This window comes from Sorangium sp. So ce590 (assembly GCF_051521365.1).
Classification (GTDB): domain Bacteria; phylum Myxococcota_A; class Polyangia; order Polyangiales; family Polyangiaceae; genus Sorangium.
This window is the reverse complement of sequence record NZ_CP150346.1, coordinates 9275617-9301048: the sequence shown is the minus strand read 5'-3', so window position 1 is coordinate 9301048 and position 25432 is coordinate 9275617. Positions and strand designations below refer to the sequence as shown.

The 25432-nt window shown below is 69.3% G+C and carries 19 protein-coding genes; 14 read left to right on the top strand and 5 right to left on the bottom strand.

Annotated features, from left to right (window positions below; genetic code table 11):
* Positions 1–129: 129 nt before the first annotated feature.
* Complete coding sequence (locus WMF28_RS35220) at positions 130–2148, top strand: hypothetical protein (protein WP_437597906.1); 2019 nt, start codon at positions 130–132, stop codon at positions 2146–2148.
* Here WMF28_RS35220 and WMF28_RS35215 read toward each other — a convergent pair.
* The 3 genes from WMF28_RS35215 to WMF28_RS35205 form a co-directional block, all read right to left on the bottom strand.
* Positions 2132–4009 carry a bifunctional metallophosphatase/5'-nucleotidase gene (locus WMF28_RS35215; RefSeq protein ID WP_437597905.1) on the bottom strand — a complete coding sequence of 626 codons (1878 nt, stop codon included), beginning with the start codon at positions 4007–4009 and terminating at the stop codon, positions 2132–2134. The genes WMF28_RS35220 and WMF28_RS35215 overlap by 17 nt on opposite strands.
* Positions 4010–4100: 91 nt before the next feature.
* Positions 4101–5384 carry a diaminopimelate decarboxylase gene (locus tag WMF28_RS35210; RefSeq protein ID WP_437597904.1) on the bottom strand — a complete coding sequence of 428 codons (1284 nt, stop codon included), beginning with the start codon at positions 5382–5384 and terminating at the stop codon, positions 4101–4103.
* A gap of 320 nt (positions 5385–5704) precedes the next feature.
* Positions 5705–6796, bottom strand: coding sequence for a hypothetical protein (locus WMF28_RS35205; protein ID WP_437597903.1), 1092 nt, complete (start codon positions 6794–6796; stop codon positions 5705–5707).
* Positions 6797–7585: 789 nt separating this feature from the next.
* Between WMF28_RS35205 and WMF28_RS35200 the strand changes: the two genes are divergently transcribed.
* Together WMF28_RS35200 and WMF28_RS35195 are read left to right on the top strand one after the other, a co-directional pair.
* Positions 7586–8011 (top strand): response regulator, encoded by a 426-nt coding sequence (locus WMF28_RS35200; RefSeq protein ID WP_437597902.1) that lies wholly within the window; start codon positions 7586–7588, stop codon positions 8009–8011.
* Positions 8012–8076: 65 nt separating this feature from the next.
* A complete protein-coding gene (locus tag WMF28_RS35195; protein ID WP_437597901.1) occupies positions 8077–8976 on the top strand; it encodes a dienelactone hydrolase family protein in 900 nt (299 codons plus the stop codon).
* Between the two features lie 78 nt (positions 8977–9054).
* Here WMF28_RS35195 and WMF28_RS35190 read toward each other — a convergent pair whose 3' ends face one another.
* Positions 9055–9420 carry a hypothetical protein gene (locus WMF28_RS35190; RefSeq protein WP_437597900.1) on the bottom strand — a complete coding sequence of 122 codons (366 nt, stop codon included), beginning with the start codon at positions 9418–9420 and terminating at the stop codon, positions 9055–9057.
* A 421-nt stretch (positions 9421–9841) separates the two neighbouring features.
* On the opposite strand from WMF28_RS35190, the gene WMF28_RS35185 reads away from it, so the two are divergent.
* The 4 genes from WMF28_RS35185 to WMF28_RS35170 all read left to right on the top strand — a co-directional run bounded on the left by WMF28_RS35185 (position 9842) and on the right by WMF28_RS35170 (position 16201).
* Entirely contained in the window at positions 9842–10384 is a 543-nt protein-coding gene (locus tag WMF28_RS35185; protein ID WP_437597899.1) for a thermonuclease family protein, read from the top strand.
* Between the two features lie 602 nt (positions 10385–10986).
* Positions 10987–12327, top strand: coding sequence for a cytochrome B6 (locus WMF28_RS35180; RefSeq protein WP_437604339.1), 1341 nt, complete (start codon positions 10987–10989; stop codon positions 12325–12327).
* A 678-nt stretch (positions 12328–13005) separates the two neighbouring features.
* Positions 13006–14682 (top strand): DUF2169 domain-containing protein, encoded by a 1677-nt coding sequence (locus WMF28_RS35175; protein ID WP_437597898.1) that lies wholly within the window; start codon positions 13006–13008, stop codon positions 14680–14682.
* Positions 14683–14755: 73 nt separating this feature from the next.
* Positions 14756–16201, top strand: a complete 1446-nt coding sequence (locus WMF28_RS35170) for a type VI secretion system Vgr family protein (RefSeq protein ID WP_437597897.1) — start codon at positions 14756–14758, stop codon at positions 16199–16201.
* A 60-nt stretch (positions 16202–16261) separates the two neighbouring features.
* On the opposite strand, the gene WMF28_RS35165 is transcribed toward WMF28_RS35170, so the two are convergent.
* Positions 16262–18133 carry a choice-of-anchor D domain-containing protein gene (locus WMF28_RS35165; protein ID WP_437597896.1) on the bottom strand — a complete coding sequence of 624 codons (1872 nt, stop codon included), beginning with the start codon at positions 18131–18133 and terminating at the stop codon, positions 16262–16264.
* A 73-nt stretch (positions 18134–18206) separates the two neighbouring features.
* Between WMF28_RS35165 and WMF28_RS35160 the strand changes: the two genes are divergently transcribed.
* The 7 genes from WMF28_RS35160 (at position 18207) to WMF28_RS35130 (ending at position 25377) form a co-directional block, all read left to right on the top strand.
* Positions 18207–18665 carry a hypothetical protein gene (locus WMF28_RS35160; protein WP_437597895.1) on the top strand — a complete coding sequence of 153 codons (459 nt, stop codon included), beginning with the start codon at positions 18207–18209 and terminating at the stop codon, positions 18663–18665.
* Positions 18666–18749: 84 nt separating this feature from the next.
* Positions 18750–19826 (top strand): pentapeptide repeat-containing protein, encoded by a 1077-nt coding sequence (locus tag WMF28_RS35155; RefSeq protein WP_437597894.1) that lies wholly within the window; start codon positions 18750–18752, stop codon positions 19824–19826.
* 4 nt (positions 19827–19830) lie between these two features.
* Positions 19831–20565, top strand: a complete 735-nt coding sequence (locus tag WMF28_RS35150) for a DUF3540 domain-containing protein (protein ID WP_437597893.1) — start codon at positions 19831–19833, stop codon at positions 20563–20565.
* 26 nt (positions 20566–20591) lie between these two features.
* Positions 20592–20999 carry a PAAR-like domain-containing protein gene (locus WMF28_RS35145; RefSeq protein ID WP_437597892.1) on the top strand — a complete coding sequence of 136 codons (408 nt, stop codon included), beginning with the start codon at positions 20592–20594 and terminating at the stop codon, positions 20997–20999.
* 3 nt (positions 21000–21002) lie between these two features.
* Positions 21003–23084: a DUF2169 family type VI secretion system accessory protein gene (locus WMF28_RS35140; protein ID WP_437597891.1), complete on the top strand. Its 2082-nt coding sequence runs from the start codon at positions 21003–21005 to the stop codon at positions 23082–23084.
* Between the two features lie 216 nt (positions 23085–23300).
* Positions 23301–24569: a PAS domain S-box protein gene (locus WMF28_RS35135; protein WP_437597890.1), complete on the top strand. Its 1269-nt coding sequence runs from the start codon at positions 23301–23303 to the stop codon at positions 24567–24569.
* A gap of 481 nt (positions 24570–25050) precedes the next feature.
* Positions 25051–25377 (top strand): hypothetical protein, encoded by a 327-nt coding sequence (locus WMF28_RS35130; RefSeq protein ID WP_437597889.1) that lies wholly within the window; start codon positions 25051–25053, stop codon positions 25375–25377.
* Positions 25378–25432 lie beyond the last annotated feature (55 nt).

Here is a 25432-nt window from a genome sequence, read left to right as displayed (position 1 = left end):
AGAACGCTCGCAGCGAGCGGTCTCGCGTTCATCGACAGGCAAGGTGACATGAATCTACGTTGGCGATGGCTCTTCGTGGTGGTGCCGGCGCTCATGGGTTCTCTGGAAGCGTGTGATATGGGCCCATGGATGCCGGTATTGCCGGGCGACGGCGATGGCGACATGCGCGGTGGGGCGGGCCCGAAGCGGAGCCCCATCGGCGCGAGCTGCAGCTGTGATGCGGACTGCGACGGCGAGGCGGCCCTCTGCATGCTGGGCGTCTGCATGGAGCGCGCGGACGGGCTGTGTGCGGCGCCGAACAGCGAGGAGGGCTGCGCGCCCGGCTCCCGCTGCTTCAACACCGACATCCTGACGGACACGGGGGTGTGTTATCCCGTCTACGATCCCGCGGCCTGCGAGGGCGTGGAGAACCGCCATGGCCTCTGCTCGCCTCGGCGCGGCGACGGGTGCAACGCGGCCTGCGGCGCGGCGTGCGCCGAGGACACGGTCGGCCCCGGGCGCGTGGGCGCGGCCTGCGACGCGGAGGAGGCGTGCTGGCTGCCCGGCGCGACCTGCTATCGCGACGCGGACCCCGCGGAGCCGAACGGCTGGGTCGAGGGGTACTGCCTCGCGTTCGATTGCGAGAGCGACGACGCGTGCGGCCCGGAGGCGGGCTGCTTCCCTGCGGCGGAGGGCGGCGCGCCCGTGTGCATGAACACCTGTGGCAGCGACCTGGACTGCCGGCCTGGCTACGTGTGCCACGTCGTGGACGAGGAGAGCGGGGCCGCGTGCTTCGCCGGCTGCGACGCCGCCGCGACCTGCCCGAAGGGCACGACCTGCCTCGGGGAGCTCTGCGTATCGGACGAGGTCGCGTGCTCGCCGGCCGTCCCCTCCGGCTGGTGCCCGGAAGGCAGCCATTGCGACGACGGCGCGTGCCGCAAGGACTCCTTCGTCTGCGAGTCCGAGGGCGACGTGCTCGAGCCCAACGACGACGCGGGAGCGGCGGTGAGCGCGCCCGTGGGCGTCACGGAGGATCTCACCTTGTGCGAGGGGGATGAGGACTGGTTCAGGATCGTGGTGCCGGCGCGGACCATCGTCCGCGTGGGCATCCGGTTCCGTCACGCCGCCGGCGACATCGATCTCGTGGCCTATGACGGCGAGGGCCGCCTGCTCGGCTCGCGTTACGGCGAGCAGTACCCGTACTCGTACCGCGACCAGGAGACGAACACCGAGTTCTACGGGTTCTACTCCGAGCGAGGCGGCGCCGAGTACCTCGTCCGGGTCGTCGGCCATGACGGGGGCCAGAACGCCTATGATCTGGACGTGACCTCGACTCCTTACGTCGACGGCCCGAGCTGCGTGGGCGCCGGCTTCTCGTTCGACGAGTGCGCCGGCTTCGGCGACGGCGGCAGCGGGCTCCTGCCGTTCCCGTTCCCCGATCCTGACGACTCGGTGGTCGGCGGCGGCTACGTCTGGGAGACCTTCAGCAACTACCGCTTTGCTCGGCGCGAGCTCATCATGCTCGTCCGCGACGCGCTGGCGGAGACGCTCTGGGCCTTCCCTGGCACGACGCCGCTCTCGCTGATCGACGTCTGCCAGCTGAACGGCGTCACGCCTGGTTACGACGTCGGCGACCCGCGCCACCCCGAGTCGACGCACGATCAGGGCGGCAACATCGACATCGCCTATTTCCAGACGGACGGCGCGAACGACGGGGAGATCATCTGCGGGGACGGGTCGAAGCACGAGGACGGGTACTGCTCCTCGGCGGCGAAGCGGAAGCACTTCGTCGATCTCGAGCGCCAGGCGTTCTTCATGGCCAGGCTGTTCCGATCGGCGCGCACGCGCGTCATCGGCGTGGACAAGATCATCGCGCCGTTCCTCTCGATGACCGCCCGGAAGCTGAACGCTCTTCCGGAGCGCGATCGGAGGAAGATCACCGACGACGAGCTCGCGAGCTTCTCGGACCGGATGGCGTACGGCGATGGGTGGCCGTATCACCATCACCACATCCACCTCAGCATGGACTGGTGGCCGAGGAAGGTCGTGGGCCACGGCGGCGCGGCGGACGCGTCGTTCACGTCGCCCCCTGCCATCCACCGCTCGCCCGGGGCCGCGGCCGAGCAGCGGATGGCGTGGCCTCCTCGGCCGCTCAGGGCACGACCGTGATCCGGTCGAGCGCGGGCGGCGAGATGGGCGAGCTCGCCGCGAAATGGTCCCGCAGGGCGTCGAGATCGAGCGCTCCGCCGAGGCGATCGACGCCGTCGTTGAGCACGGTGAAGCCGTCGCCGCCCGTGGCCAGGAAGCTGTTCACGGTCACCCGGTAGGTCCGCGCGACCTCGATCGGGACGCCGTTGATCCGGATCGAGGTGATGTCGACCTTCGAGTCGATGGGCGCGCTCTGGCTATAGCTGTACGTGAAGCCGCCCGACACCTGAAGGATCACGCTCCGCGGCGCGCCCGTCGGGTCCACCCGGAACTGTTGCTCCAGCAGCTGGTGGATCTGCGCGCCCGTGAGGGTCATCACGACAAGGCTGTTGCCGAACGGCTGCACCTTGAATATCTCGCCGAACGTGACCACTCCATCCATGGGCTCTGTGGGCGAGGCCGCGTGGGGCAGGTCGTCGCGGACGCCGCCCGGGTTCATCAGCGCGATCTCGGCCCCGCCTTTGCTCGCCTCGCGCGTGGCGGCGAGCTGGGCGTCGGCGATGACCGCGCCCATCGTGAACAGCCCCGAGCCCATGGGCGGGACCGCGCGGTCGAGCGTCGCCGTGATCGTGCCGACCCGCACGTTGGCCAGCGGCGCCGAGAGGTCCTTGTAGCGCGTCACCAGGGCCTCCACCCCCGCGTCGGGCGCGTCGCGCGTCACGACCACGTTGCTCGCCGTCTTCGCCGTCACCTCGCCCGTGCTCCTGCTGATCTCCAGATCGATGTCGGTCACCAGCCGCCCGAACGACGCCGCGCTCGTCACGATCCTGTCGCCGAGGAGGCAGTTGTACGCCTGGTGCGTGTGTCCGGTGACGATCACATCCACGGCGGGGTCGACGTTCGTGGCGATCTCGATGATGGGGCCCGAGACGTCGGGGCACTCATTGAAGTGGCCTGTCGGCAGCCCTCCCTCGTGGAGCAGCACCACGATGGCCTCGATGCCCTGCGCCTGGAGCTCCGGGACGATGTCGTTCACCGTGTCGACCTCATCCATGAACGACAGCCCCGCGACGCCGATCGGCGTCACGATCGACGGGGTGTCCTCGAGCGTCATGCCGATGAAGGCGATCTTCACGCCGTCGAACTCGCGGACGTCGTAGCGCGGGAACAGCGTCCTGCCGCTCGCCGTGTCCACGACGACGTTGGCGGCGAGGAACTGGAAGCTCGCCCCCGCGAAGGGGGTGCCGTCCGCGCAGCCGTCGACCGGGCTGCACCCGCCCGACTGCATCCGGAGGAGCTCGGCGGTGCCCTTGTCGAACTCGTGGTTGCCGACGCCGTTGATGTCGAGGCCGAGCAGGTTCATGGCCTCGATCGTGGGCTCGTCGTGGAACAGCGCCGACACGAGCGGGCTCGCGCCGATGAGGTCGCCGGCCGAGACCACCACGGTGTTCGGGTTCGTGGCGCGGCGGGCGGCGACGTGCGACGCGAAGTAAGCGACGCCACCCGCGTCCACCTGCGTGGCGTCGGCCAGGGTGATCCTGCCGCTGCTACCCGCGGGGGGCTCCAGATGGCCGTGGAAGTCGTTGAAGGCGAGGAGCTGCACGCTCACGGTGTCGCCGCCGCTTGTGCCGCCCGCGCCACCGGTGTCGCCGCCACCGGTGCCACCATCGCCGCCCTGTCCGCCGGTGCCGGCAGCGCCGCCGCCCGAGCCGGTGCCCGTGGCGCCGCCGGTGCCGATGGACATCTCGGGGGGGCTCGCCGTCCCGTCGTCTCCGCAGCCCGCGCCGGCGATCGGCGGTACGCACAGCATCGCGCCGAGGAGCGTGACCCGCCACGCTCGCGCGCATCGCCCCAGGACCCCGGAAGCACCGTTCGTTCTCATCTCCGCTCCTCCACTCCGCTGCGCTGGCCGCTCCAGGCTCTCACAGGCTGGGTTCGCGTGGAAACAGACGTGTGAATGCCCCGCGGCGAGCTCATGGCTGGCCGCGATCGCGGCTCCAGAACGCGACGACGTCCTCCGGCCGCTCGCGCTCGCGCAGGACCCGGATGTCGCCGCCGTCGACGCCGAGCACCGCGGGGATACCGCGGCTGCAGTGGCGAGACCACATGCTCAGCGTGTACGCGCCCGTGTCGCGGATGAGCACGAGATCCCCGGGCGACAGGTCCGGCAGCGGGAGGTCGCGGGCCATCACGTCGCCGCCGAAGCAGAGCGGGCCGCCGAGGGTGCACGGCGAGAGCGGCCCCTCCTTGGGCGCGGCGTCGGGGTCGAGCGCCACGAAGTCATGGTGCCAGTCGTCCGGGTGATAGGCGCGACGCAGCAGGAAGTCGGCCCCGAGGTGCAGGATCGCAGTCCGCCCAGCCGAGTCCCTCTTCACGTACTCGACGCGTGAGACGGCGAAGCCGCAGCCCGCCTGGACCCAGCGCCCGAGCTCGGTGATCAGCGTGGTCCCCTCCTCGAAGAGCGTCGGCGCCTCGCGGCGCAGCGCGGCCGCGTAGTCCTCCAGCGCCGGCGGGCGGTCCGTGCTCCGGTAGGCGACCGGCACCCCGCCGCCGATGTCCATGACGCCGGCGGCGCCCGGCCCCAGCGCGCGCCGGATCTCCTGGCGCAGCGCCTCGACGCGGCGGATCCCGTCGATCAGCTGCGCCAGCGCGCACCCCTGCGAGCCCACGTGCACGTGCAGCCCGGCGAGCCACGGATACCGCGCGAAGGCCGCGCGCACGGCGTCGGCCTGCTCGAGGGGGACGCCGAACTTGGAGCGCCGGTCCGCGACGCTCGTGAGGACGATGCTGGAGGCCCCGACCTGCGGATTGATGCGCAGCCCGATGCGATCGGCCGCCCCCTCGGGCCGTACGAGCTCGTCGATGCGCTCGAGCTCATCGAGGTTGTCGGCGTTGAGCCGCACGCCGAGGCGGAGGGCCTCCGCGATCTCGGCGCGCGTCTTGGCGGGGGAGTCGTAGACGATGCGGCCGGGCGGGCAGCCGGCGGCGATCGAGAGCTTCACCTCCTCGAGCGAGGCCGCCTCGAGCCCCGCGCCGCCGTCGACCGCCGCGCGCAGGACCTCCACGAGGGGGTTCGCCTTGATCGCCACCGTGTGGAGGGCGTCAGGCGGGAACGCCGCGCCGATCCGCCCGATCCGCGCCCGCATGCGCCCGAGGTCGTGGAACAGGACCGCAGGCTCCACATCCATCCCGCGGCGCCGCGCCTCGCGGAACGCGCGCGCCATGCTCCCGGGATCCAGTCGATCCGCGTCGCTCATGGCGCAGTCTGGCGTCCGGGAGGCGGATTGTCCGGTCCGTTTCCCGCGACGCCGCGACCACCAGCAGGGGCGCGACCCATGTTTCCAGGATCTCTCGCGCGCGACGTCCCGCGGCAGCTCCCGGGCGCGCGCCGCCCTGCGAGGCGCTCGCCCGCTGGCGCGGGACGAGCAGCCGCGCGCGGATCACGCCCGCGTCGCCTCCGCGGCGGCCCACGGGATCTCGGGATGTCGAGGTGATGTTCAGGGCGGTCGGGGGCCGGCGACGCGCCGTGCCCGCGGACCGCAGCGACGGACTCGATGGACGAGTTTTCGAGTCAGCTCTAGGTCGGATTCACGGCGATCTGCATCTGAGCGACCACGATGTCCCCGTCCATCACAGCCTTGGCACGAAGGCCGCTGTTGTTGAATTCGTCTGCCTTGATGGCGCCTGCGTACGCCGTCGCCAGATTGCCGGTGGTGCGCGCCTTGTACGGATCGTACTTGGTATGGACGGAGTCGGTGAAGGCGGGCTCGAAGTAGAATTGCGTCGTGAAAATGTGGTCTCCACCGCTGTACGTGGCGCGACCCTTCGACATCGATCCCTTCTTGAAGCAGACGAAGTGGATGTGAACATCGCGGCCGTTGTACCAGCCGGGGAAGATGCTCTGGAACGAGACGACACCGTCTGCGTCCGTGGTTTGCACGCCGCGACAGAAGCGTTCGCTGACATCGAGATCATTCTGACTCGGCCTGCCCGAGTACGGTGAGTCGGGTTTCTGTTCGTTGGCGGTCCCCCTGGTCCCGAAGCCGCTGTAGAACCCCTGCCCGTCCGTGTGCCAGATGTAGACGTCCACGTCGGCCAGGCCTACGCCCTTGCCATTGCAGTCGGGCTTGCTCAGGTCGAGCACGCGCAGGTGGAGATGCATCTCCACACCGGCTGGTGCACTTTCATTGTAGCGACCACGAATGTCCTGCCGGAACAGGGAGATGTCGTCGCCCTTTTCGAGCTCGTGAATGAAGAAGGGGCCCTGGCCGGCGCCGTCCGTCTTGTTGAACGCCGTGCACATCGGCACGTCGTCGAACGGCGGCGCCCTGAGGCCGTCGCCGCCGCCGCTGCCGCCGCCGCCTCCAACGCCCGAGTCGGTGCCTCCCGTGCCTGAGCCGCCCGAGCCTGCCGTGGTGGAGCCCGGTCCCGTGCCGCCCGAGCCGGGGCCCGACGTGGTGGCGGGGTCGGCCCCCCCGCCTCCCGTGCCCGGGCCAGTGGTCCCGCTGGCCCCGGAGCTCGCAGAGCCTCCGGCGCCGGTCGGATCCGAATCGCTGCCATCTCCGCACGACACGGTGACGGCGATCGCCCCGAGCCCCAGGAGGGCCTGCCGCCGATCAACGTAGCTGAACGACGGGCCCTGGGTCTCGGTATCTCGTTCCTTGCTCATAAGCAGCTCTCCTCAGGTGGTCGATGACCTGTCCGTCCGGCTGGACAAGGCGCCGAAAAGACAGCATCTTCCCAAGAACGGCAACATTAAAGCATGACAGCGCGGAGCGCGGAAGACGGGACCCGAGCCGAGCCCATCTTCCCACCCTCTTGTAGTTATCTACCGCTGTTTCACGCGGATCGCCGCGTCAGGGATCCAGGGTGATGAGGGCCTGCGCGTCATCCTGGATCCACTTGCGCAGGACCTCGAGCTGCGCCGCTGGGGCTCCCATGGTTCCGGTCGGCCTCGGCTGAGCGCCACTATACCGGATCGGCTGGCGAGATCGCCAGCTGCCAGATCGGTGTCAGTCTGACCGTGAGCAATGTCCGGTCTATGGCGCCGACCAGGAGAGGGCCGGCGGGCTTGTACAGCTTGCAAGGAGTGGCCCGACAGCTGTGGCGGAGATGTGCAATAAGCCGGTGCGCACCACGATTTCTCGTGGGGTCAGACGAATTCCCGGACAGGACTGAATTCCCGGAGGAGACCGATTTGATCACGCAGGCGCTCGCGGCGGACCCGGACAGGCCGCCCCTGGGAGCGGTTCGTTGGGGCCCCAACGGCGTGGGCGGTAGGCCCAAGGCCACCCTATGACGCGATGCGTCGCGAACGGCCGAGGCCGGCGCGGAGGCGAGGCGGAGCGCGGCAGCGGAAGACGGCGCGCGCCGGCCGCCGGGGTCGGAAATTTGGCAACCGCTTTTGCTTTTGCTGTTTCTGTTGTACTAGGCGCCCCGAGAGCCCCGCAGGCCCCGTATGACGCGCATCCTTCTCATCGACGACTCCGCCGCGATGCGAGCGCACATGTGGGCCGCGCTCGAGAGGGCGCCCGAGCTCGGGCCGGCGGTGGAGATCGCGGAGACGGCGAGCGGGTTCGCGGCGCTCCGGTTGATGCATCGCGGCGCGTACGACGCCGTGATCATCGACATCAACCTGCCGGACATCGACGGGCTGGAGCTCATCCGCTTCATCCGGCAGAGCCGGCACCACCGCGACGTCGCCCTCGTCGTCGTCTCCGCGATGTCGTCGGCGCGCGAGCGCGAGCGCGCCTTCCGGCTCGGCGCCCATGCGTTCGTCGCGAAGCCGTTCTCCCCGGACACCCTCGTGTCCGCCATCCAGCGGGGCGTCGCGTCGAGCCAGCTGCGCCTGCGCGTCGACGTAGGCGGGCGCGACCTCACGTAGGCGGGCGCGACCTCCCCGCGCCGAGCCTTCCGGCGCGCCGCCCCGAGCTGGTAGGGTGCGCGGCCATGAAGCTCCGCTCGCTCTTCCGCCGCCTGGCTGCGCCGCTCGCGCTGCTCGCGGCGACCGCCTGCTCTGCCTCGTCTCCCCCGCCCCCCGCCGAGCCGCCGGGGGGCGCCGCCGCCCCGGCACCCGCGCCCGCGCCTTCCGGCGCCGCGGACAGCCCGACCGGGCTGCTCTCGGAGGAGGACTTCAAGGCGCTCCACCAGCTCCGGTCGGACAAGGCCCCGCCCGCGCGCGGACAGATGGTCGAGGTGGCCGGGACGCAGGCGTACCTGAGCCTGCCGCGCGACGCGAAGCCGCCGATCCCGGCCCTCGTGGTCGTCCACGAGTGGTGGGGCCTGAACGAGCACATAAAGCACTGGACCGACCGCCTCGCGGAGGACGGGTATGCCGCGCTGGCCGTGGACATGTACGGCGGCAAGGTCGCGAGCACGCCCGACGACGCGATGGCGGCGATGAAGGCCGTCGACGAGGCGAAGGGGATCGAGACCGTGCGCGCAGCGCACCGCTTCCTCTCGACCGACGCGCGCGTCCTGGCGCCGCGCACCGGCTCGATCGGGTGGTGCTTCGGCGGCGCCTGGTCGCTCAAGCTCGCCCTGAACGAGCCGGAGCTCGACGCCGCCGTCCTCTACTACGGCCGGCTCGTCACCGATCCCGCGCAGCTCAAGGCGATCAAGGCCCCGGTGCTCGGCGTCTTCGGCAACATGGACAAGGGCATTCCGCCCGAGGTCGTCAACGAGTTCGACAAGGCGCTCCACGAGGCGAGCGTCGAGCACGAGGTGCTCCGGTACGACGCCGACCACGCCTTCGCGAACCCCTCGGGAGAGCGGTACGACACGAAGGCCGCGGCGGACGCCTGGGAGAAGGTGCGGCGGTTCCTGGCCGCGAAGCTGAAGGGGCAGTGATCGGCGAGGCGGGATCCCATGGGGGGGTCCCGGTCCTCCGGCGTTCGATCTCAGGAGAAGCCTCCCGCCGCCGCCGCCTCACCGGAGCTCGCGCAACGCCGCGATGAGCTCCGACAGCGGCGTCGCGTCGCTCCGATCGAGCGCCGGCGAGCCCTCGGCGAGCGCCCGCGAGCCGCCGGCCTCCGGCGCGGCGATGGCGACGGCCGAGACAGGCCGGCGTCGGCGGCCGTGACCCGGACGTCTCCGAGCGCGTGCGAGAGCTCGCTCGGCCCCGACCCGGAGGGGGATGCCGGACACCCCGGTCGACCGCCGGTCGTCCTGTTCGAGCGTGACCTCTCCCGAGGAGAGATCGAGCCGGGCGCCGATGGCGCTGGCCTTCGTGGGCGCCTTCTCCTGGCTCAGGAACAGAAGAGCAGAAGGAGAGAGTTGAACGCAAAGGCGCAAAGGCGCAAAAGCGCAAAGAGAAGAAGAGGAACAAGGCGTATCTTTCTTTTGGCGCCTTTGCGTTGATTCTCTCTTGCTCTCCTCCCACCGCTCGGTGCTTCAGGCCACCTCCTGCCCCCGGATCAGGCGTAGCGAGCTCTGTCAGCCGGCCCGGGCCCGGTCCATACCATCATGGAACAGGCCGCCTGGGCCGGGCGAACGTCCGAGCGAACTACAACGGTGGTTTCTGGGAGTCTATCCAGCACAGGAGGGGGCGATGACAGGACTGCTTCCGGGATTCCGGAGGTTCATCGGCTACGTGTCCCTTGTTTCCCGGAGGCGGAGGCTGCGCAGAGCGCCTGATTTGCCGGGCAAGAGCTTCCACGCGGAGGTGGTCAGGACGGTGGACGGGGACACGCTCCACGTACGCGACGAACGGGGCGTGAACCATCCCATCCGCATGCTCTCGATCGACACGCCGGAGACGCATTTCCTCGGCGCCTCGCAGGGCCGCTGGGCCGAGGCGGCGTCCGCGCGGCTCGCCGAGCTGCTCCCCGAAGGCGCCGAGGTCGAGATCCAGACGGACGAACAGCCGTTCGACGCTTACGGGCGCGTGCTCGCCCATGTCCTGTCAGGAGGTCGGCTCATCAACCAGCAGCTCCTCGAGGAGGGCCTGGCGATCACGTACATCGTCGCGCCGAACCTGCGTCACGCGCAGGAGTTGTCCGAGGCTGCGCGGCGCAGCTTCACCGAACGGCGCGGCATGTTCAGCGATACGAGCCTCCTGCTCCCGTACGAGTTCCGGTGGAGCATGCGAGGCCAGTCGAGCGCGAAGCTCGTCGGCAGCCTGTCCAAAGGCGAGGTGTTCGCGCTGTCGGAGCGCGAGCGCGTGCCGTGCTGGGATCGGGTGTTCTTCTTCGACGTTCGGGACGTCAAGGAGCCCTTCTTCCGCATGGCGACGGAGAGGCGCCCGCGCGGCGGCTGATCGGCGCGCATCCGTCCAGGCTACCCCTCTATCAGCTCGCCCGGCTCCGCCGGGCGAGCCACCCTGCCACGCACCGTGGCAATTCGTCTCGTTTTGCCAGGCTCCTGCGCGAAGCAGATCGCGCGCCTGAACCCGGGCATACCGCCCGCCTTGGATGGCTCGATGGGTCGCCCGCCTCCCGACCCGAGCGAAAAGAGAGCAGTTTCGCGCGGCGGACGCCGCGCTCCGCTCCTTGTCGGGCTCGACGCGCACAGCGGACCCGACCCTGGCACGAGAGTCGCTTACGGGCGGAATTGCTCATGGCGTCTGCCCTGGGTGCCCGGCGAGCCGACATCTCGTGTGAGCCGGACGGGAGCTCGGCGCGCCGGAGAGCGGTGCGCCCGGTCGATCGTTCCCTGTCGACGTATCCCTCGCGAAGGAGCGCTTTTATGTCCGTGAAGAGAATGGATATCTCGTGCCTTGTGGCGTGCACCGCGGCGCTCTCGCTGGGCCTCGTGCATTGCGCCTCGGCGCCGAGCGCGGGACCGGAGGATCCTGCCGGCCTGCGGGAGGCGCCGCCGGCGACGGCCGGGACGATCGCGCCGGCCGGCCCGCGGGCGCCCATGAACGCGAATCCTCCGCCCGGGCCCGAGACGCCGCGGACGAGCTACCTGCCTGTGGAGGACAAGGAGCCGTTCGCGGCGATGGTCGCCCGGATGAAGGCCGAAAAGCCCGCGGTGATGAAGCGCCAGCAGACGCTGCTCGAGGAGCGGTACGACCTGTCGAACCGCCCTGCGCAGGGGGTCACCATGTCGCGCGGCAAGCCCGTCCAGGCCGGCGTGCGCGTGAAGCTCTCGAACGGGACCACATGGGACGCGCTGGCGGCGCTCACGCCGGACGCCATCCGGGAGCGGGGGCTCTGGCCGAGGGGCTTCTTGCCGCTGCCGCACCCGAACCACCCGGAAGGCGGAATGGTCTTCCCGAGGTTCCAGATCGACGAGCTGAAGCGCCAGGAAGGGCGCGACCTCACGCGCTTCGATCTCGACTTCGACCTGCCGGACCACATCCTCTCCGAGTTCCCGGCGCCCATCTATCTCACCACGCGGCCTGATCTGGGGGACGTCTCCAAGGGGCAGCTCGTGAACATCGCTAATTTCTACGAGCTCTTCAACGGCATCCTGACGCCGAAGCAGCTCGAGGGGCTCCGGCTCCTCGTCACGCCGTTCCCGCAGATGCAGTTCAACGCGACAGCGGACCGGCGCTCGGAGCGGGCGAGCCTCGGCGTCGCCTGCCTCGATTGCCACGCGAACGGGCACACGAACAACGCGACCCACCTCGTGGGCGACACAAGACCGCAGGAGTTCCGGCACCGGGTCGACACCCCGACCTTGCGCGGCGTGAACATCCAGCGCCTCTTCGGCTCGCAGCGCGCGCTCAAGACCGTCGAGGACTTCACCGAGTTCGAGCAGCGGGGGGCGTACTTCGACGGCGATATCGTCATCGCCGTGAAGAAGGGGATCAACATCCTGGATCGCGGGCACCAGGTGCACGCGATGGCCGAGTTCCAGGAGATCCTCGACTTCCCCCCGGCGCCGAAGCTCGGCGTGGACGGGCGCCTCGACCCCGCGAAGGCCACGCCGGAGGAGCTCCGCGGCGAGCAGGTCTTCCACGGCAAGGGCCGGTGCGGCACGTGCCACGCGGCGCCGTACTACACCGACAACCTGATGCACAACCTGCGCGCAGAGCGCTTCTTCAAGCCCGAGCTCATCAACGGCCGGATGGCCACCGCGGACGGTCCCATCAAGACCTTCCCGCTGCGCGGCATCAAGGACAGCCCTCCTTATCTGCACGACGGCCGCCTGCTCACGCTGGAGGACACCGTGGAGTTCTTCAACCTCGTGCTCGGCACGAAGCTGACGGCCCAGGAGAAGGCCGACCTCACGGCGTTCATGCGGGTCCTCTAGTTGGATTGGACTGCCGCTAGAAGCTCCGGAGTGCCGAGCGCGCGATCCCAACGACGGGATGACCTGGTCCGACGGGCCCAGGTGCGCAGAGTGATGCATCGTGCCTGAGCCGCGAGCCGACCCGGAAAGCGCAAGCCGCGCTGTGAGGACGAAGTGCGCCGGCACACCGCGCGGCTGAGGGCTCTGCATCGCCCTGCCGGGGGCGAAGCCGGGCCGTTTTGGACGAGCTCCCGCAGGCTGTGGCGTGAAGGCGGCCCCTTCGAGGCATGCATAAGTTGTTGATATAGCTAAATTTTTTCAGGAGGGCCGGATCGCATCGAAACATGTTCTGTCAACCCAGGGCAGGTCCCGCAGTTGGGGCTCGACGTCTCCGAAACGTTTGGACTTCCTTCTCCCCGCCAGCTGAGGAATCCCCTCAAATTTTTTGGGGAATTCACATGAAGACGGGAAGCAAAATCTCTGAGAAATCTTCCCGCCTTCTCGCCTTCATGTTCAATTTCTCGCTGGAAGCGGCCACAAAATGAGGGGATTCCTCAGCCCCGCCAGGCCTCGTCCCCGCTGAGCTTGACACGGGCGAAGGTTCACCATTTCCTTCTATGGAACGTGGTGTCAAGATAGATCCGGGGCCCCTGAGGCCTCGCGGGTCAGGCGCCTGGAGAGACGACGAGAGGAGAGGAAATGAGCGGCGGGCTGTTTTCGAACGACGCGATCGTGACCGCACCGGGCTGCGCCGCCGCGGCCATCGCTTGGCGTTATCGGGGCCGTATCCACGCGACGATCGTGGTCAAAGCGACATTCTGCCTCGTGCCCGACGGCACCATGCGACGGGTCGAGCCCGAGCGCATCGTCGAGCACGACGTCCCGCATCACGACGACCCCAGCAGCAGCGCCCGAATCACCCGCGATCTGGCACCTCATCTGACCAAGGTCGATGTCGTCCTGACGGGACACGCCTACTCACCCACCGAAGCGCCTGCGCAGTCGGTGCAGGTGGGCTTGGCCGTGGCCGACGAGGGGCGCACGCTCCTGCAGAAGTCGCTCCTGGTCCGCCACACCGCGGCATTCCAGAGAATTCCTCTCGTGTACGAGCGGGCGTTTGGCGGGGCGGGGTACTTCGACAACCCCGTCGGTCTGGGGGCGCTCCCCGGTGACGGGCAGCCCAACCTCGTCGCGCCGGCCGAGCCGCGCAGGCCCGCGTGTCTCGGCCCGATCGGCGGGACATGGCCCTCCCGGCGCAAGCTCCTCGGCTCGGGCCAGAGGACGAGCATCGAAGCTCCGTTCGCGGATATCCCTGATGATTTTGCGTGGGAATACTTCCAGGCAGCGCCGCCTGATCAGCGGCTCGACCGCCTGCGCGGCGGTGAGTGGATCGTGCTCCACGGGGTGCGCCCCGGCGTGCCGCGCCTCGCCACGAGGGTGCCGCGCGCGCGCGGCCTCGCGAGCGTCTCCGGATTGACCGAACACGGCATCGCGAACGGGACGCTCGTGCTCACCGCGGACACGCTCCGTATCGACGCCGATGAGGAGCGGTGCACGATCGTGTGGCGCGGGCAACTCGCGCTGCCCAGCCGCCTGGCGCTCGCGTCCATGCGGGCGGCCGCGTCCGTGGAGGTCGAGGGAGAGCCGCTGTCATGGCCCGAGAGCTCGACGCCGGATGCGAGGGCGCAGCCGGCGCCGATCCCCACGGTCTCCGGCAAGTCGGAGGCCGGGGTCACCCCCGGCGCTGCGCGGCACGGCGCTACGCCTTCGAGAGCGCGCCTGCTCCGCACCGTGCCGCTGGGGGATGAGCCCGAGGGGGCGCCGCGCCTGAAGTCCGCCACGCTGCCGTTCCGTCCGGACCTGCCGCCAGCGATTCCACCGGCGCCGGCTCCTCAACCTCCGCGCCGAGGACGCGAAGACCTCCTCCTCACGCAACCGTTCCCGACCGCCACGGGAATGATGTCGCAGGGGCTGAGGCGCGACACGCTGCCGTTTGTGGTGAATCGTCCATCAGACAGCGCGCCGCACCCCGTTCGCGGCGCATCTCCCGCCGAGCTCGAAGAACCAGCGTACCGCGCGCCTGCCGCCGAACGCGACGGCGCTGCTTCCTCGGCCGCGGAGCCTCCGCTGCCGGATAGCCCGCCGCGAGCGGCGCCGGGGCCCGACGTGTCGCCGGCGGGTGCGGCGGTGCCCCCGAGCCCCGCGGAGCCGCGAGCCGCCGGGGCCGCACCCAAGAGGGTTTATGCGGCGGAGCCGCAGGCCTTCTCAGAGGTTGACTCGCCGCCGCTGGCGCCGCAGCCACCGCCGCGAGCGCCGGAGATTCCCGGTCGTTCGGTGGACGTGAAGCGCGTGCTCTACGGTCGCTTCACCCGGTGACGGCTATCGCAGCCTCGGGCGAGAATGGCCGTATCGCTTGACGTGGTCGTCCTCCTGGGGTCTCCTGTTATCCATGTCGGTGAAACACCCGCTCACCATCCGCCTGGAATCCGCGGCGTTCCGCTGCGATCACGTGCGGGTCCGCACGCTCCGCGGCCGTGAGGTCATCTCGCAGCTCTTCTCGTTCCAGATCTCGATCCTGTGCCTCGAGCCCGAGGGGCTGCCGAGGGACGAGGTCGTGGGCGCCGAGGCGACGATCGTCATGGAGCGGGACGGCGTCGTGCTCAGGCGTGTTCACGGCATGATCGCCGAGCTCGTGGACCGCCTGGAGGTCGAGGCGGAACACCGGAGCTACGATCTGCTCCTCGTCCCGCGCGCGTGGCGCCTCACGCTGGTCGAGACGCAGGAGATCTTGATGGATCTCACCATCCCGCAGATGATCCAGCAGAAGATCGAGCTCGTGGGCCTCGCGTCGGATGTCCAGCAGCGGCTCCTCGAGGCCTATCCGCCGCGCGAGTTCGTCGTGCAGTACAGGGAGAGCGACCTCGCGTTCATCTCGCGCCTCGCGGAGCACCTCGGGATCAGCTTCTTCTTCGAGCACGGCGAGGAGCGCGAGGTGCTGGTGCTCACCGATCACATGGAGGGGTTCGGCGCCGTGGGCGACGGCGGCGACGTGCCTTTCCGGCCCAGGGGCGAGCAACGCGACGTCTTCTCGCTGGAGGTGAAGACACGCCTCATCCCGGCCGGGTACGTCGTACAGGACTACAACTATCGAAATCCGCGCATCGACCTGACGGCGCATCACGAGCTTCCTGCGGCGTACGCAGGAGGCGTCGTGGAGTACGGCACGCACTTCAAGACGCCGGAAGAAGGCGAGTTCTTCGCCCGGGTCCGCGCCGAAGAGCGCCAGTCCACGCGCGATGTCTATGTCGGGGAGAGCGATATCCCCGCCTTCGGCGCCGGGCTCCGGTTCACGCTGGAGGGACACCGCCACGTGGAGGAGAGCGGCCTCCTGCTCATCGAGGTCGAGCACGAGGCGAACCAGGTCGTGGGGGGGCACGGCGGCGTCGAGAGCGCGCCTTCCTACAGGAACTCGTTTCGCGCGATCCCCGCGGGCCGCGCGTACAGGCCGCCCAGGATCACGCCGAGGCCGCGGATCCACGGGCTGCTCAGCGGGGTCGTGGAGTCGAACGCGGTGGGGCAGCGCGCGCGGATCGATCCGAAGGGCAGGTACACCGTCCAGTTCCATTTCGACACCGCGGCGGGCGGCGGCGCCAAGGCGTCGCGGCCGGTGCGCATGGCGCAGCCGCACGCAGGACCAGGCTACGGCATGCATTTCCCTGTCAAGCCGGGCACGGAGGTGCTGCTCGGGTTCATCGACGGCGATCCTGACAGACCGATCATCGTCGGCGCCATCCCCAACGAGTCGGCGCCATCCCCGGTCACGGCCTCGAACGCGCACGTCAATCAGATCAGGACCGTATCGGGCATCGTCATCGAGCTCGACGACTACGCCTGATCGCGACGCCAGGCTCCTTGGGGGGAAAGCGACGATCTGCGCCGGAGAGGACCGGGTTCGTCAGCCGAGCTGGTGCTTCTTGCCGTTGAGCTTGATGCCCGCATTCGTGAGCTCGATCTTGTCGCGGATCCCGTGCTTCAGCGCGATCCCCTCGTCGTTCATCGTCAGCAAGTCGCCGGCGCCGAACTTGAGCTGCGACTTCATGGAGTCGAGCGCCAGGACAGCCTGGCTGCTCTTGAGCTCGATGCCTTGAGGTCCGATCTTGATCGTGTTGCCCGCCGTGCCGAGCTCGATATTGCCCAGGGCATCCATCTTGATCTTGCCAGCGCCGACCGTGATCTCGAGCGACTGGTTCGACTCGATGGAGATGCTGTTCGTGAGCGGCGCCTCGGGTGAAAGCACATGATTGCCGATCTTGATCGAACCTCCCTTGAGCTCGATCGTGCCGCCGGTCTGGTGCTGTTTGGTCGACGCCTCGATCGACACCTCTTTCGCGGAGTGCACGTTCACCGACTCGCTACCGAACACCTTCACGGAGCCCGTCGAGGCCGTGATGCCGACGTCGTCACCCGCCCAGATCGTCGCGTCGACCATTCCGAACATCGTTGGGAAGAGGGAGACCAGGGCGAGCCCCCCCACGCCGTAGACAGCGGTGTACGCAGGGCTGAAGATCGAGATGCCGCCCGCCCCGAACATCGTGATGCCCGGGATCTTGCCGGCGGCGCCCGACCCACCGACGAACGGGGCGGTCGAGGCGATGCCCGCGGCGACGAACTCGATGCACTGCTTGTAGGGCGGCGTCGATTTGCGGTCGTCCAGGTAGCTTCTGATCGCGTCGTACGCGAGCTTGGTGGCGACGACCACGTCGACCGCGGCGAAGAACTTGGTCCAGTTGTCGATCTTGTCCGTGTCGGGCGCGCTCTCGTCGAACGAATCCCCGTTCTTCCGCCCGACCTTGACGCCGGCGCTGATGACGACACCGCGCTTTCCCGCGACGTACGTCGCGCCGTTCGAGCTGAGGATCGCCTTCCCGTCCGATCCTTGTTGGTGGAGCTGCGCGAAGCCGTCTCCGTCGATGCCGCCGTCGGCCTGGAGGAAGACGTCAGTGCCCGCTTGCGCGAAGATACGCCCGTTGCGCGCGCTGAGGTAGATGTTCGAGTCGGCGTCGAGGCCGCAGCCATCGACGTTCGAGAAGGTGCCCGCCGGGCTGCTCGTGACGCCGGCCCCGAGGAAGAGGCGCGCGTGGTCGAACGGGACCTCGACCTTGAAGCGCTGTGCGGCCACGAGGTTGACGTCGTCCGGCTCCTCCGGGACGATACCGTTTCCCGAGAGCGACGCGGTGAGCGCGTCGGAGAGACGGATCGTGGCCTGGGCGGCGCCGACGTCGTCCGGCACGTAAGTGACCGCGATCAACGTCGGCACCGCCGTGCTCCGCACCGTCGAGGGCGAGATCGTGAACGTGCCCCCGACCGCGGAGATCAGCTCGAGGTTCACATCGCTGCCGGTCGCGTTCGTGACGAAGAACGAGTCCACGCGGGTCTGCCCGACCGGCACGTCGCCAAAGGCGATCGCGCTGGGATCGATCGTGAGGCTCGGGATGGTCGTGCCGGACAGCGAGCAGCGCCCGAGCTCGCCCGACAGGCCCGTCGCCGTCAAGGTCCCGGCGTGCGTGCCTTCGGCCGCGGACTGATACTGCAGGAACAGCTCGGCCACTTGCCCGGCGTCGACCGTCGTCGGGCCGCTCAGGATGCTGAACTCGGCGGCGCTGGCGTCGATCGCGAGGTTTGCCGCCTCGCTCGTGCCGTTTCGCACCACGACCACGTGCACGGCGGCCTCCCCCGCGGGCACGGGACCGAAGCCCAGCGGGTTGGGGGAGAAGGTCAGCGCGCTCGAGCTGCCGGTGGAGGGGACATTCGGCTGGGTCGACGTCATGGGTGCGCCCACTATGCCGGAAAGGCGACCGAGCCCATACCCCCAAGCTCGGCATTCTGCTATGCCGCCTGCAATGAGCAGCCCCGAGGAAGCCGAACGCGCGCTCAAGGCGATGCAGGAGGCCATGAAGATGCAGGAGGCCATGAAGGCGAGCGGGACCGCGACCCCTGCCGAGCCGGGCGCGATGCCCGTCGACTGGTCCACGGAGGCGACGCCCGCTGCGGCCAACGGTGTTCAGGTCCTGCACTCACCGCGCCAGTTCGCCGTCGTGTTCACCGACCACGCGCCGTTCCCGGGCCGCAACGCGCTCGATGGACGCGCCGGAGCGGAGCGCGCGCGTGTGGTCTCCTCGCTGCGGCTCGACCCCGAGACGTATTTCCAGGCGCTCTGCGTGATGGCGTCGAACTGGAACCGCTTCGTGGAGGCGCATATCCCGCCGCAGATGCGACAGCCGCGCTTCAAGCTGCTCGACGCCGGCGACGGGCAGCTCTACGGGATCAAGCGTCCCAAGGAAGAAGACGACGGCGCGTGACGCGGAGGAGGGTACTTTTCCCCCTGGGCGCCCGGCGCCTCTGGTAGGATGGAGCGTGCGCCGGGCCGGTGCCGAGGAGCCACGATGACCGCAGCCACCGTCGTCACGAGCCGCGCTCATCTGATGGAGCTCTGCGCTCAGGGCAGGGCGCGGGGTGTGCGCGTCGAGGCGGTGGACCTCGCCGGCGTCGATCTGCGCGAGATGGACCTCCAGCGGACTCAGTGGGTGAGCGTGTCGCTCGCGGGGGCCAAGCTCGCCGGGTCGCGGCTCACCGGCGCGCAGTTCTCGGGGGTCGAGCTCGCCGGGGCCGACTTCACCGGCGCCGACCTGGCCGATGCCCGGCTCCTCGGCGCAATCCTCACGCAGGCGCTCCTCGTGGACGCCAACCTGGAGGGAGCCGATTTGACCGGGGCCGATCTGCGCGAGGCGCGCTTCCTCCGCACGGACCTCTCGGACGTCACGCTCGCGGGCGCGTCGCTCGCCGGGCTGGATCTCACGACGTGCCGTGTGGGGAGCTCCGCGCTCGGCGCGGCCGATCTGCGGGGGGCACGCTTCTTTCTGGCGGACTTCACCGGCGCGGACCTCACGACATGCAAGCTGGACGAGCGCACCGAGCTTCGTCAATGCCTGCTGGAACGCATCGAGGGCTCGGGGGTGAGCTTCCATGGCGCGAGCCTCGAAGATGCCAATCTGTCCGACGCCAGGCTCGAGGGCGCCGATCTGCGCGGGGTCAAGGCCGCCCAGAGCTGCTTCGCGCGGGCCGATCTGCGGCGAGCCAAGCTCATGGGCTTCCAAGGCAAGCGCGCGGACTTCACCGAGGCGAGGCTCGAGGGGGCCGATCTCTCGCTGGCGATCCTCGAGGACGCCGAGCTCGTCCGCGTCATCGCACCGGGGGTGCAGCTACGAGGCGCAAAGCTGGGTCAGGCCAGGCTCGGCAAGGCCGATCTGCGGGGCGCCTCGCTGGAGGGCGCGTCGCTTTCGTGGGCAGACCTGTCCCACGCGGACCTGAGCCACGCCACGCTGGCCCATGCCATCCTCGATTTCGCGAACATGCATCGCGCGAACATGAGCCAAGCGCGGCTCTCGGGCGCGAGCAGAAATGGCCTTCGCGGGACCGATCCAGACCGGGCGGCGGCGGAAGATTTCTCTACCCACGGGTGACGTCATGAAGACAGGACATGGGGCAGCGCAGCGAGGAGGAGTGTCCGTCCAGCCCGTGGTCGAGGCGCTCGTGCTGGGCGTGGAGGAGGGGCGCGTCCGACTGCGCGGCGTTTCGCGCTCGGAGACCGAGTGGACGGCCCGCATCGCGGTGCCGGGTTATCGCCCTACGACGGGCGATCGCGTGCTCGTTCAGGAGGCGGACTCGGGCACCGTCTACGTGACGGGCGTCGTGCACGCCGCGCAGCCTTCCCAGCTCGTGGCGCCTTCCGGGGCCAGGGCGACGGTCGAGGGGCAGGTGCTCGCGCTCTTCGATCCCGAAGGCGCGCTGGTCGCGAGCCTGGATGGCGCCACGGGCGAGCTGAGGATCTCTGCGACGTCCGATCTCAAGCTCTCGGCGCCGGCCGGACGCGTGATCCTCTCGGCAGGCGTGGACGGGAGCCAGATCGAGCTGACGCAGGACTCGATTGCGCTGGCGAGCAAGAAGGCACGTGTCTCCGCGGGGGCGCTCGCGGTCGATGCCGTCAAGGCGGACTGGGCGGTGGGCCAGTGGGAGCTGCGCGCCGGCCGCGTCATCGAGCGCGCCATGGATGTGTTTCAGGACGTGGAAGGGCTCCTCGAGACGCGCGCCGGGCGTCTTCGCACGCTGGTGTCGAGCACCCTCGAGCTGCTCGGGCGCCGGACGACGATCACGTCGGAGAAAGACACGCGCATCGACGGCGAGCGCGTGCTGCTCGGCTAGCGGCAGGAAAATCAGGAGTGAGCGCGATGATGCCAGCGGGATCGAAGGGAGGGGGCACGTGCATGGGCATGCCCGACGTGTGCAAGGTTCCGGCGCCGCCGGCCCCGCCCATCCCGATACCGTTTCCCAACATGGCGATGGTGAGCAACGCCACGGCGACCTCGACGAAGGTGATGATCGAGAACAAGTACGCTGTCGTCGAGATGTCCGAGATACCGACCAGCACCGGCGATCAGGCGGGGACCGCGGGGGGTGTCGTCTCCGGGACGGTGGCGCAGAAGGTGGTGTTCAAGCGCGGCAGCTCGAAGGTCAAGATCGAGGGGAAGGGCGCCGTGTACCTCACGGCGCAGACGGCGCATAACGGCGCCAACGCCAACATGCCGGCGGGGCTCCACGACTCTCCCAGCCAGGCCAAGGTCCTGGTCGCGCCCTGAGCCATGCTCGATCTGCCGGTCCGCCGCAGGGAGACGGTGCCCGTCGTCACCGATGGATCCATCGCCGCGGCCGTCCGCCCGTGGCAGCTCCAGCCGCCGCAGGACGCGCTCGTCGTGGTGGTCAAGAGCTCGATGACGATCGTCCCGGAGGGGCTGGCCGAGCCGCTCCCGCCGAGCGAGCAGGAGCCCCCGACCGGGGACGTGTACTTCGACGAGGATCCACAAGGGACCCTCAGGTACGCGTCCGACCATGCGCCTTTCAAGCCGAGCGCCGATATCTTGATGGTGGGGCACGCGTACGCGCAGCCGCAGCGATCCGGCGTCACGAACGTGCAGCTCGCCTTCGGCCAGGCGTTGCGGCTCTCGCTGGCGGCGATCGGCGATCGGAGGTGGCAGACGAGCGGGCCGTCGGCGCCGAGCCCGTTCGATCGCATCCCGCTCCGCTACGAGCGGGCCTTTGGCGGACCGGGGCATCGCGAGAATCCCGTTGGCAGGGGTCTTGTCCAGGGGGTCGCCGGACCCTGGCTGCCGAACCTGGAGCGAGGGGACAAGCTGCTTCGCGGCGAGCTGGATCGCCCGGCCCCCGCGTGCTTCGCGCCGGTCCCCGCCACCTGGGCGCTTCGGGCTTCGCGGCTGGGCACGTACGACAGCACCTGGCTCAAGGAGCGATGGCCGTATTTCCCGCGAGACTTCGACTGGAGGTACTTCAACGCGGCGCCGCCCGAGCAGCAGATCGCCTATCCGCGCGGCGACGAGGACTTCTATCTGGCGGGCGTGCACCCCAGGCGCTCGGTCATCAACGGCAAGCTCCCTGGCCTCGCGCCTCGGGCCTTCGCGCAGCAGTCCCGCGAGGCCGGCGGCAAGCTCAGGGAGATCCCGCTGAACCTGGACACGGTGTGGTTCGACGCGGACGCGCTGAAGGTCTGTCTGGTGTGGCGTGGCATCCTCAATGTCACGCGTGAGGACGCGCCCGAGATAGCGCTGCTCTATGCGTGCATGGATGATGTTCGTGCCAAGACAGCCATCGATACGATACAGCAGCGATTCTTTGCGCGGATCGAGGGCGAGGAGGCTCCTCGGGTCTCGACGGCGCCTGGCCCCTCGGCGCCGCCGCCTGTCGGCAGCGCCGAGGATGGGTTCCTGGCGGGGCCGGTAGAGCCTCCGCCCGGGATGCCGAGGGAGGAGGCAGCGGCGCTCGTGGCATCCGGGGCCGTCCTGTCGGGCGTGAGCTTTTTTCACTGCGACCTCACGGACATGGACTTTCGCGGCAAGGACCTCACGGGCGCGCGTTTCAGCGGTGCCAGGCTCGAGGGGGCGCTCTTCGACAGCGCGGATCTCTCGGGTGCCGATCTCGACCGCGTCTCGGCGGCGCGCGCGAGCTTCAAGGGCGCAAACCTCACGGGTGCGAACCTCTCCGGAGCGAACCTGACGAATGCGATCTTCTCCGGCGCGAGGCTCGCCGATGCGACGCTCGCCGATGCCAGCGCTTCCGGGGCAGCGTTCGATGGTGCGGACCTCGCGCGAGCCAACCTGGCCGACGCGACGCTGATTGGCGTCGTCTTCGACGGGGCGAGCGCCGCCGGCGCGACGTTCTCGGGTGCGGCGCTGCGCCTCGCGACGTTTCGGCGCGCGGTCCTCGACGACGCGCAGATGTACGATTGTTCGGCCGAGGAGGCGAGCTTCGACGACGCGTCCATGGTGCGGTTCAGGGCGGATGACGCGAAGCTGTCGAAGGGCTCGTTTCAGCGCGTCAGGGCGCCCGGGTGCTCGTTTCAGGCCGCCGAGCTTCGGTCGGCAAACTTCATGGAAGCGGATCTGAGCGCCGGGATCTTCTCGCACAGCGTGCTCGATCATGCCGTGCTCCATCGGGTGACGGCCAAGGGCGCTCGTTTCCGGCATGCCAGGATCTTCCGGGCGCATGCGGTCAAGGCGAATTTCATGGAGGCCGATTTTGAGAGCGCCGATCTGAGCTATGCCGATCTTCGTGGCGCGAACCTCTACTCGGCTGAGACGTTGAAGGCCACACTGGATCAGACGCGCCTGGATCAGGCGCTCTTGGCAGGCTCGAAGCTCGCCAGTAGCTAGGGAACCTCGAGCTCGGTGGGCTGGCGTCGCGCTCGCGACGCCGGCGCGCCCGACGGGCGCGACAGCCGCGGACGCGACAGCCGCGCACTCACCATGACCTCGTGGTCTGATGTGGTGTGCGTTGCGTCCATCGCGCGGCGCGCTGCGGCGCGCTGCGGGGCGCCTGGCCGAGGGGGTCGACGGCCCGCGACGGAGATGATAGCCATGCTCTTCATCATGCCTGAAGCCTCTCGGAACGACGACCTCGACCGCTTCTTCGAGCTCTCCGTCGACATGGTAGCAATCGTCGGATTCGACGGATACTTCAAGCGCATCGGCCGGGCGTGGGAGCAGACGCTCGGCTTCTCGCGCGACGAGCTCCTGGCCAGGCCCTTCCTCGACTTCATTCATCCCGAAGATCTCGAGCGCACCGTGACCGAGTCGGCGAAGCTGTTGTCCGGCGACCTCACCGCGACGTTCATGAACCGATATCGATGCCGTGACGGCTCGTACCTGTGGATCGAGTGGAACTCGACAATCTACCCGGACGCTGAGCTCGTCTATTGCGTCGCGCGCAACATCACCGAGCGCAGGCGCGCCGAGGAGGCGCTGGTCGCGGCCGAGTCGCGGTACCGGGCGGCGATCGACGGGAGCCTCGACGGGTTCAGCGTGCTGCGTCGCACGGTCGACGGGCCGGGGGAGACCGTTGATTTCGTGTTCACCGAGGCCAACCTGCTCGTGAGCCAGGTGACGTCGAGGCCGCGCGAGGAGATCATCGGCCGGCGGCTCGTCGATGTCTTTCCCACGGTCCGCGATTCCGGGCTCTTCGAGAAATACGAGCGCGTCTTTCGGACGCGCGAGCGGCTCCTCGAGGAGACGGAGAGCGTGCTGCCCGGGGGCGCGAGCCTGTGGCTGCAATACCAGATCGTCCCGCTCGACGACGGCGTCGCGGTGACGGTCAGGGACATCACGGCGTCCAAGCGGCTGGAGGCGCAGCTCCGGGAGGCGCTCCAGCGCCGGGAGAGCGACGCCGAGGAGCTCCAGCGGAAGAACCGCCAGCTCGCCGAGGAGAACGCCGAGCGCGAGCGCGCCGAGGCGCTGCTGCGGCAGCAGCAGGAGACGATGCTCGAGATGTCCACGCCGATCATCCAGGCGTGGGAGGGCGTGCTCGTGCTGCCGGTCATCGGCACCGTGGACACCGCGAGGGCGGCGCAGATCATGGAGCGGCTGCTCCCCGAGATCGTCCGGACACAGGCGCGCTTCGCGATCCTCGACCTGACCGGCGTCAGCGCGGTGGACGCCGCGACCGTGTCGCACCTGCTCGCCGTGGTGCGCGCGGCGAGCCTCCTCGGTAGCCGGTGCCTCGTCTCCGGGATCTCGCCGGCGATCGCGCGGACCATGACCGAGATCGGCAGCGCGGAGGGGGCGTTCCTGACCTTCGGGCTGCTCCAGAACGCTCTCCGTCACGCCCTCTCCCGCTGCAGCGCCCAGTACAGCGCTCCTTGAGCTCGTCCTGCGAGCCGGTCAATCCGGCCGGCGACCACGGTCTCGTGTGCGCTTCGGCCCTGAGGTGAGCCTCGCCACTGCGTCCGTCGCCTCCCGCCGCGGGGGATCGCGGCGCCAGCGGCAGAACCCATGCGGCGATTCCACTGTCACGACAAATGTTGCGCCTGGGTGCATCCGAGACGCGGTCGCAAGGCGCCGCCCGACGGCAAGGCGAGCGGGTCGCGGAAGGCCTCCAGGGCGGCCTGTGTGGCAGCGGGAGCCCCGCAGATTGGCCGGCTTGCATTGTGTAGGATTGTCGCCATGCATACGGAAGCGCTCGACGGCGACCGACGGATCCTCGCCCGCAGCGGCGTGGCGCAGCTCGACAGCGAGCAGCCGATCGATTTTGACAGCCACTCATCGCGCCGTCCCCCCTGTTCTCGGAGGCGGACCTGGGGTACCCTCCGCGGCCGAAACCCTAGTGCGGCTCGTGAGTCATTTCATGCAATCGAAGATGAACATTTTGATGTTATCTGTTGTTGGTGCCCTGGCGATGGGGTGCAACGTCTGTGAGGATCTGGACGCACGGATGTGCGAAGACCTCGGGGCAGAGGATTGCGCCTTCTGGCGAGAGAAAGGGCTGAACTTCGTCGCCCAGGCGAAGTCGAGGCCCCGCCGAATGATGAAGGACGCGCTGTTCGGGGCCGACGCACAGACGTGCCAGTCAGCGGGGAACGACGCGACGTATTCGCAGATCCTCCAGGCGACGAAGGCGCAGATGGCCGCCTACCGCAAGGCGCAGGAGGCCGTGGACGCAGCGGCGAAGTAGGTGCGCGCCGACCCGCGAACGGGCCTCCGCGGAGCTGCCCGTTCGTGGAACGGCG

What these genes read in the sequence shown, in the direction of transcription:
- WMF28_RS35155 (WP_437597894.1), top strand. Translation starts at nt 18,750, where the DNA reads ATGACCGCAGCCACCGTCGTCACGAGCCGCGCTCATCTGATGGAGCTC.
- WMF28_RS35205 (WP_437597903.1), bottom strand. Translation starts at nt 6,796, where the DNA reads ATGAGCAAGGAACGAGATACCGAGACCCAGGGCCCGTCGTTCAGCTAC.
- WMF28_RS35130 (WP_437597889.1), top strand. Translation starts at nt 25,051, where the DNA reads ATGCAATCGAAGATGAACATTTTGATGTTATCTGTTGTTGGTGCCCTG.
- WMF28_RS35165 (WP_437597896.1), bottom strand. Translation starts at nt 18,133, where the DNA reads ATGACGTCGACCCAGCCGAATGTCCCCTCCACCGGCAGCTCGAGCGCG.
- WMF28_RS35150 (WP_437597893.1), top strand. Translation starts at nt 19,831, where the DNA reads ATGAAGACAGGACATGGGGCAGCGCAGCGAGGAGGAGTGTCCGTCCAG.
- WMF28_RS35175 (WP_437597898.1), top strand. Translation starts at nt 13,006, where the DNA reads ATGAGCGGCGGGCTGTTTTCGAACGACGCGATCGTGACCGCACCGGGC.
- WMF28_RS35195 (WP_437597901.1), top strand. Translation starts at nt 8,077, where the DNA reads ATGAAGCTCCGCTCGCTCTTCCGCCGCCTGGCTGCGCCGCTCGCGCTG.
- WMF28_RS35135 (WP_437597890.1), top strand. Translation starts at nt 23,301, where the DNA reads ATGCCTGAAGCCTCTCGGAACGACGACCTCGACCGCTTCTTCGAGCTC.
- WMF28_RS35160 (WP_437597895.1), top strand. Translation starts at nt 18,207, where the DNA reads ATGAGCAGCCCCGAGGAAGCCGAACGCGCGCTCAAGGCGATGCAGGAG.
- WMF28_RS35170 (WP_437597897.1), top strand. Translation starts at nt 14,756, where the DNA reads ATGTCGGTGAAACACCCGCTCACCATCCGCCTGGAATCCGCGGCGTTC.
- WMF28_RS35220 (WP_437597906.1), top strand. Translation starts at nt 130, where the DNA reads ATGCCGGTATTGCCGGGCGACGGCGATGGCGACATGCGCGGTGGGGCG.
- WMF28_RS35145 (WP_437597892.1), top strand. Translation starts at nt 20,592, where the DNA reads ATGATGCCAGCGGGATCGAAGGGAGGGGGCACGTGCATGGGCATGCCC.
- WMF28_RS35200 (WP_437597902.1), top strand. Translation starts at nt 7,586, where the DNA reads ATGACGCGCATCCTTCTCATCGACGACTCCGCCGCGATGCGAGCGCAC.
- WMF28_RS35215 (WP_437597905.1), bottom strand. Translation starts at nt 4,009, where the DNA reads ATGAGAACGAACGGTGCTTCCGGGGTCCTGGGGCGATGCGCGCGAGCG.
- WMF28_RS35140 (WP_437597891.1), top strand. Translation starts at nt 21,003, where the DNA reads ATGCTCGATCTGCCGGTCCGCCGCAGGGAGACGGTGCCCGTCGTCACC.
- WMF28_RS35210 (WP_437597904.1), bottom strand. Translation starts at nt 5,384, where the DNA reads ATGAGCGACGCGGATCGACTGGATCCCGGGAGCATGGCGCGCGCGTTC.
- WMF28_RS35180 (WP_437604339.1), top strand. Translation starts at nt 10,987, where the DNA reads ATGAACGCGAATCCTCCGCCCGGGCCCGAGACGCCGCGGACGAGCTAC.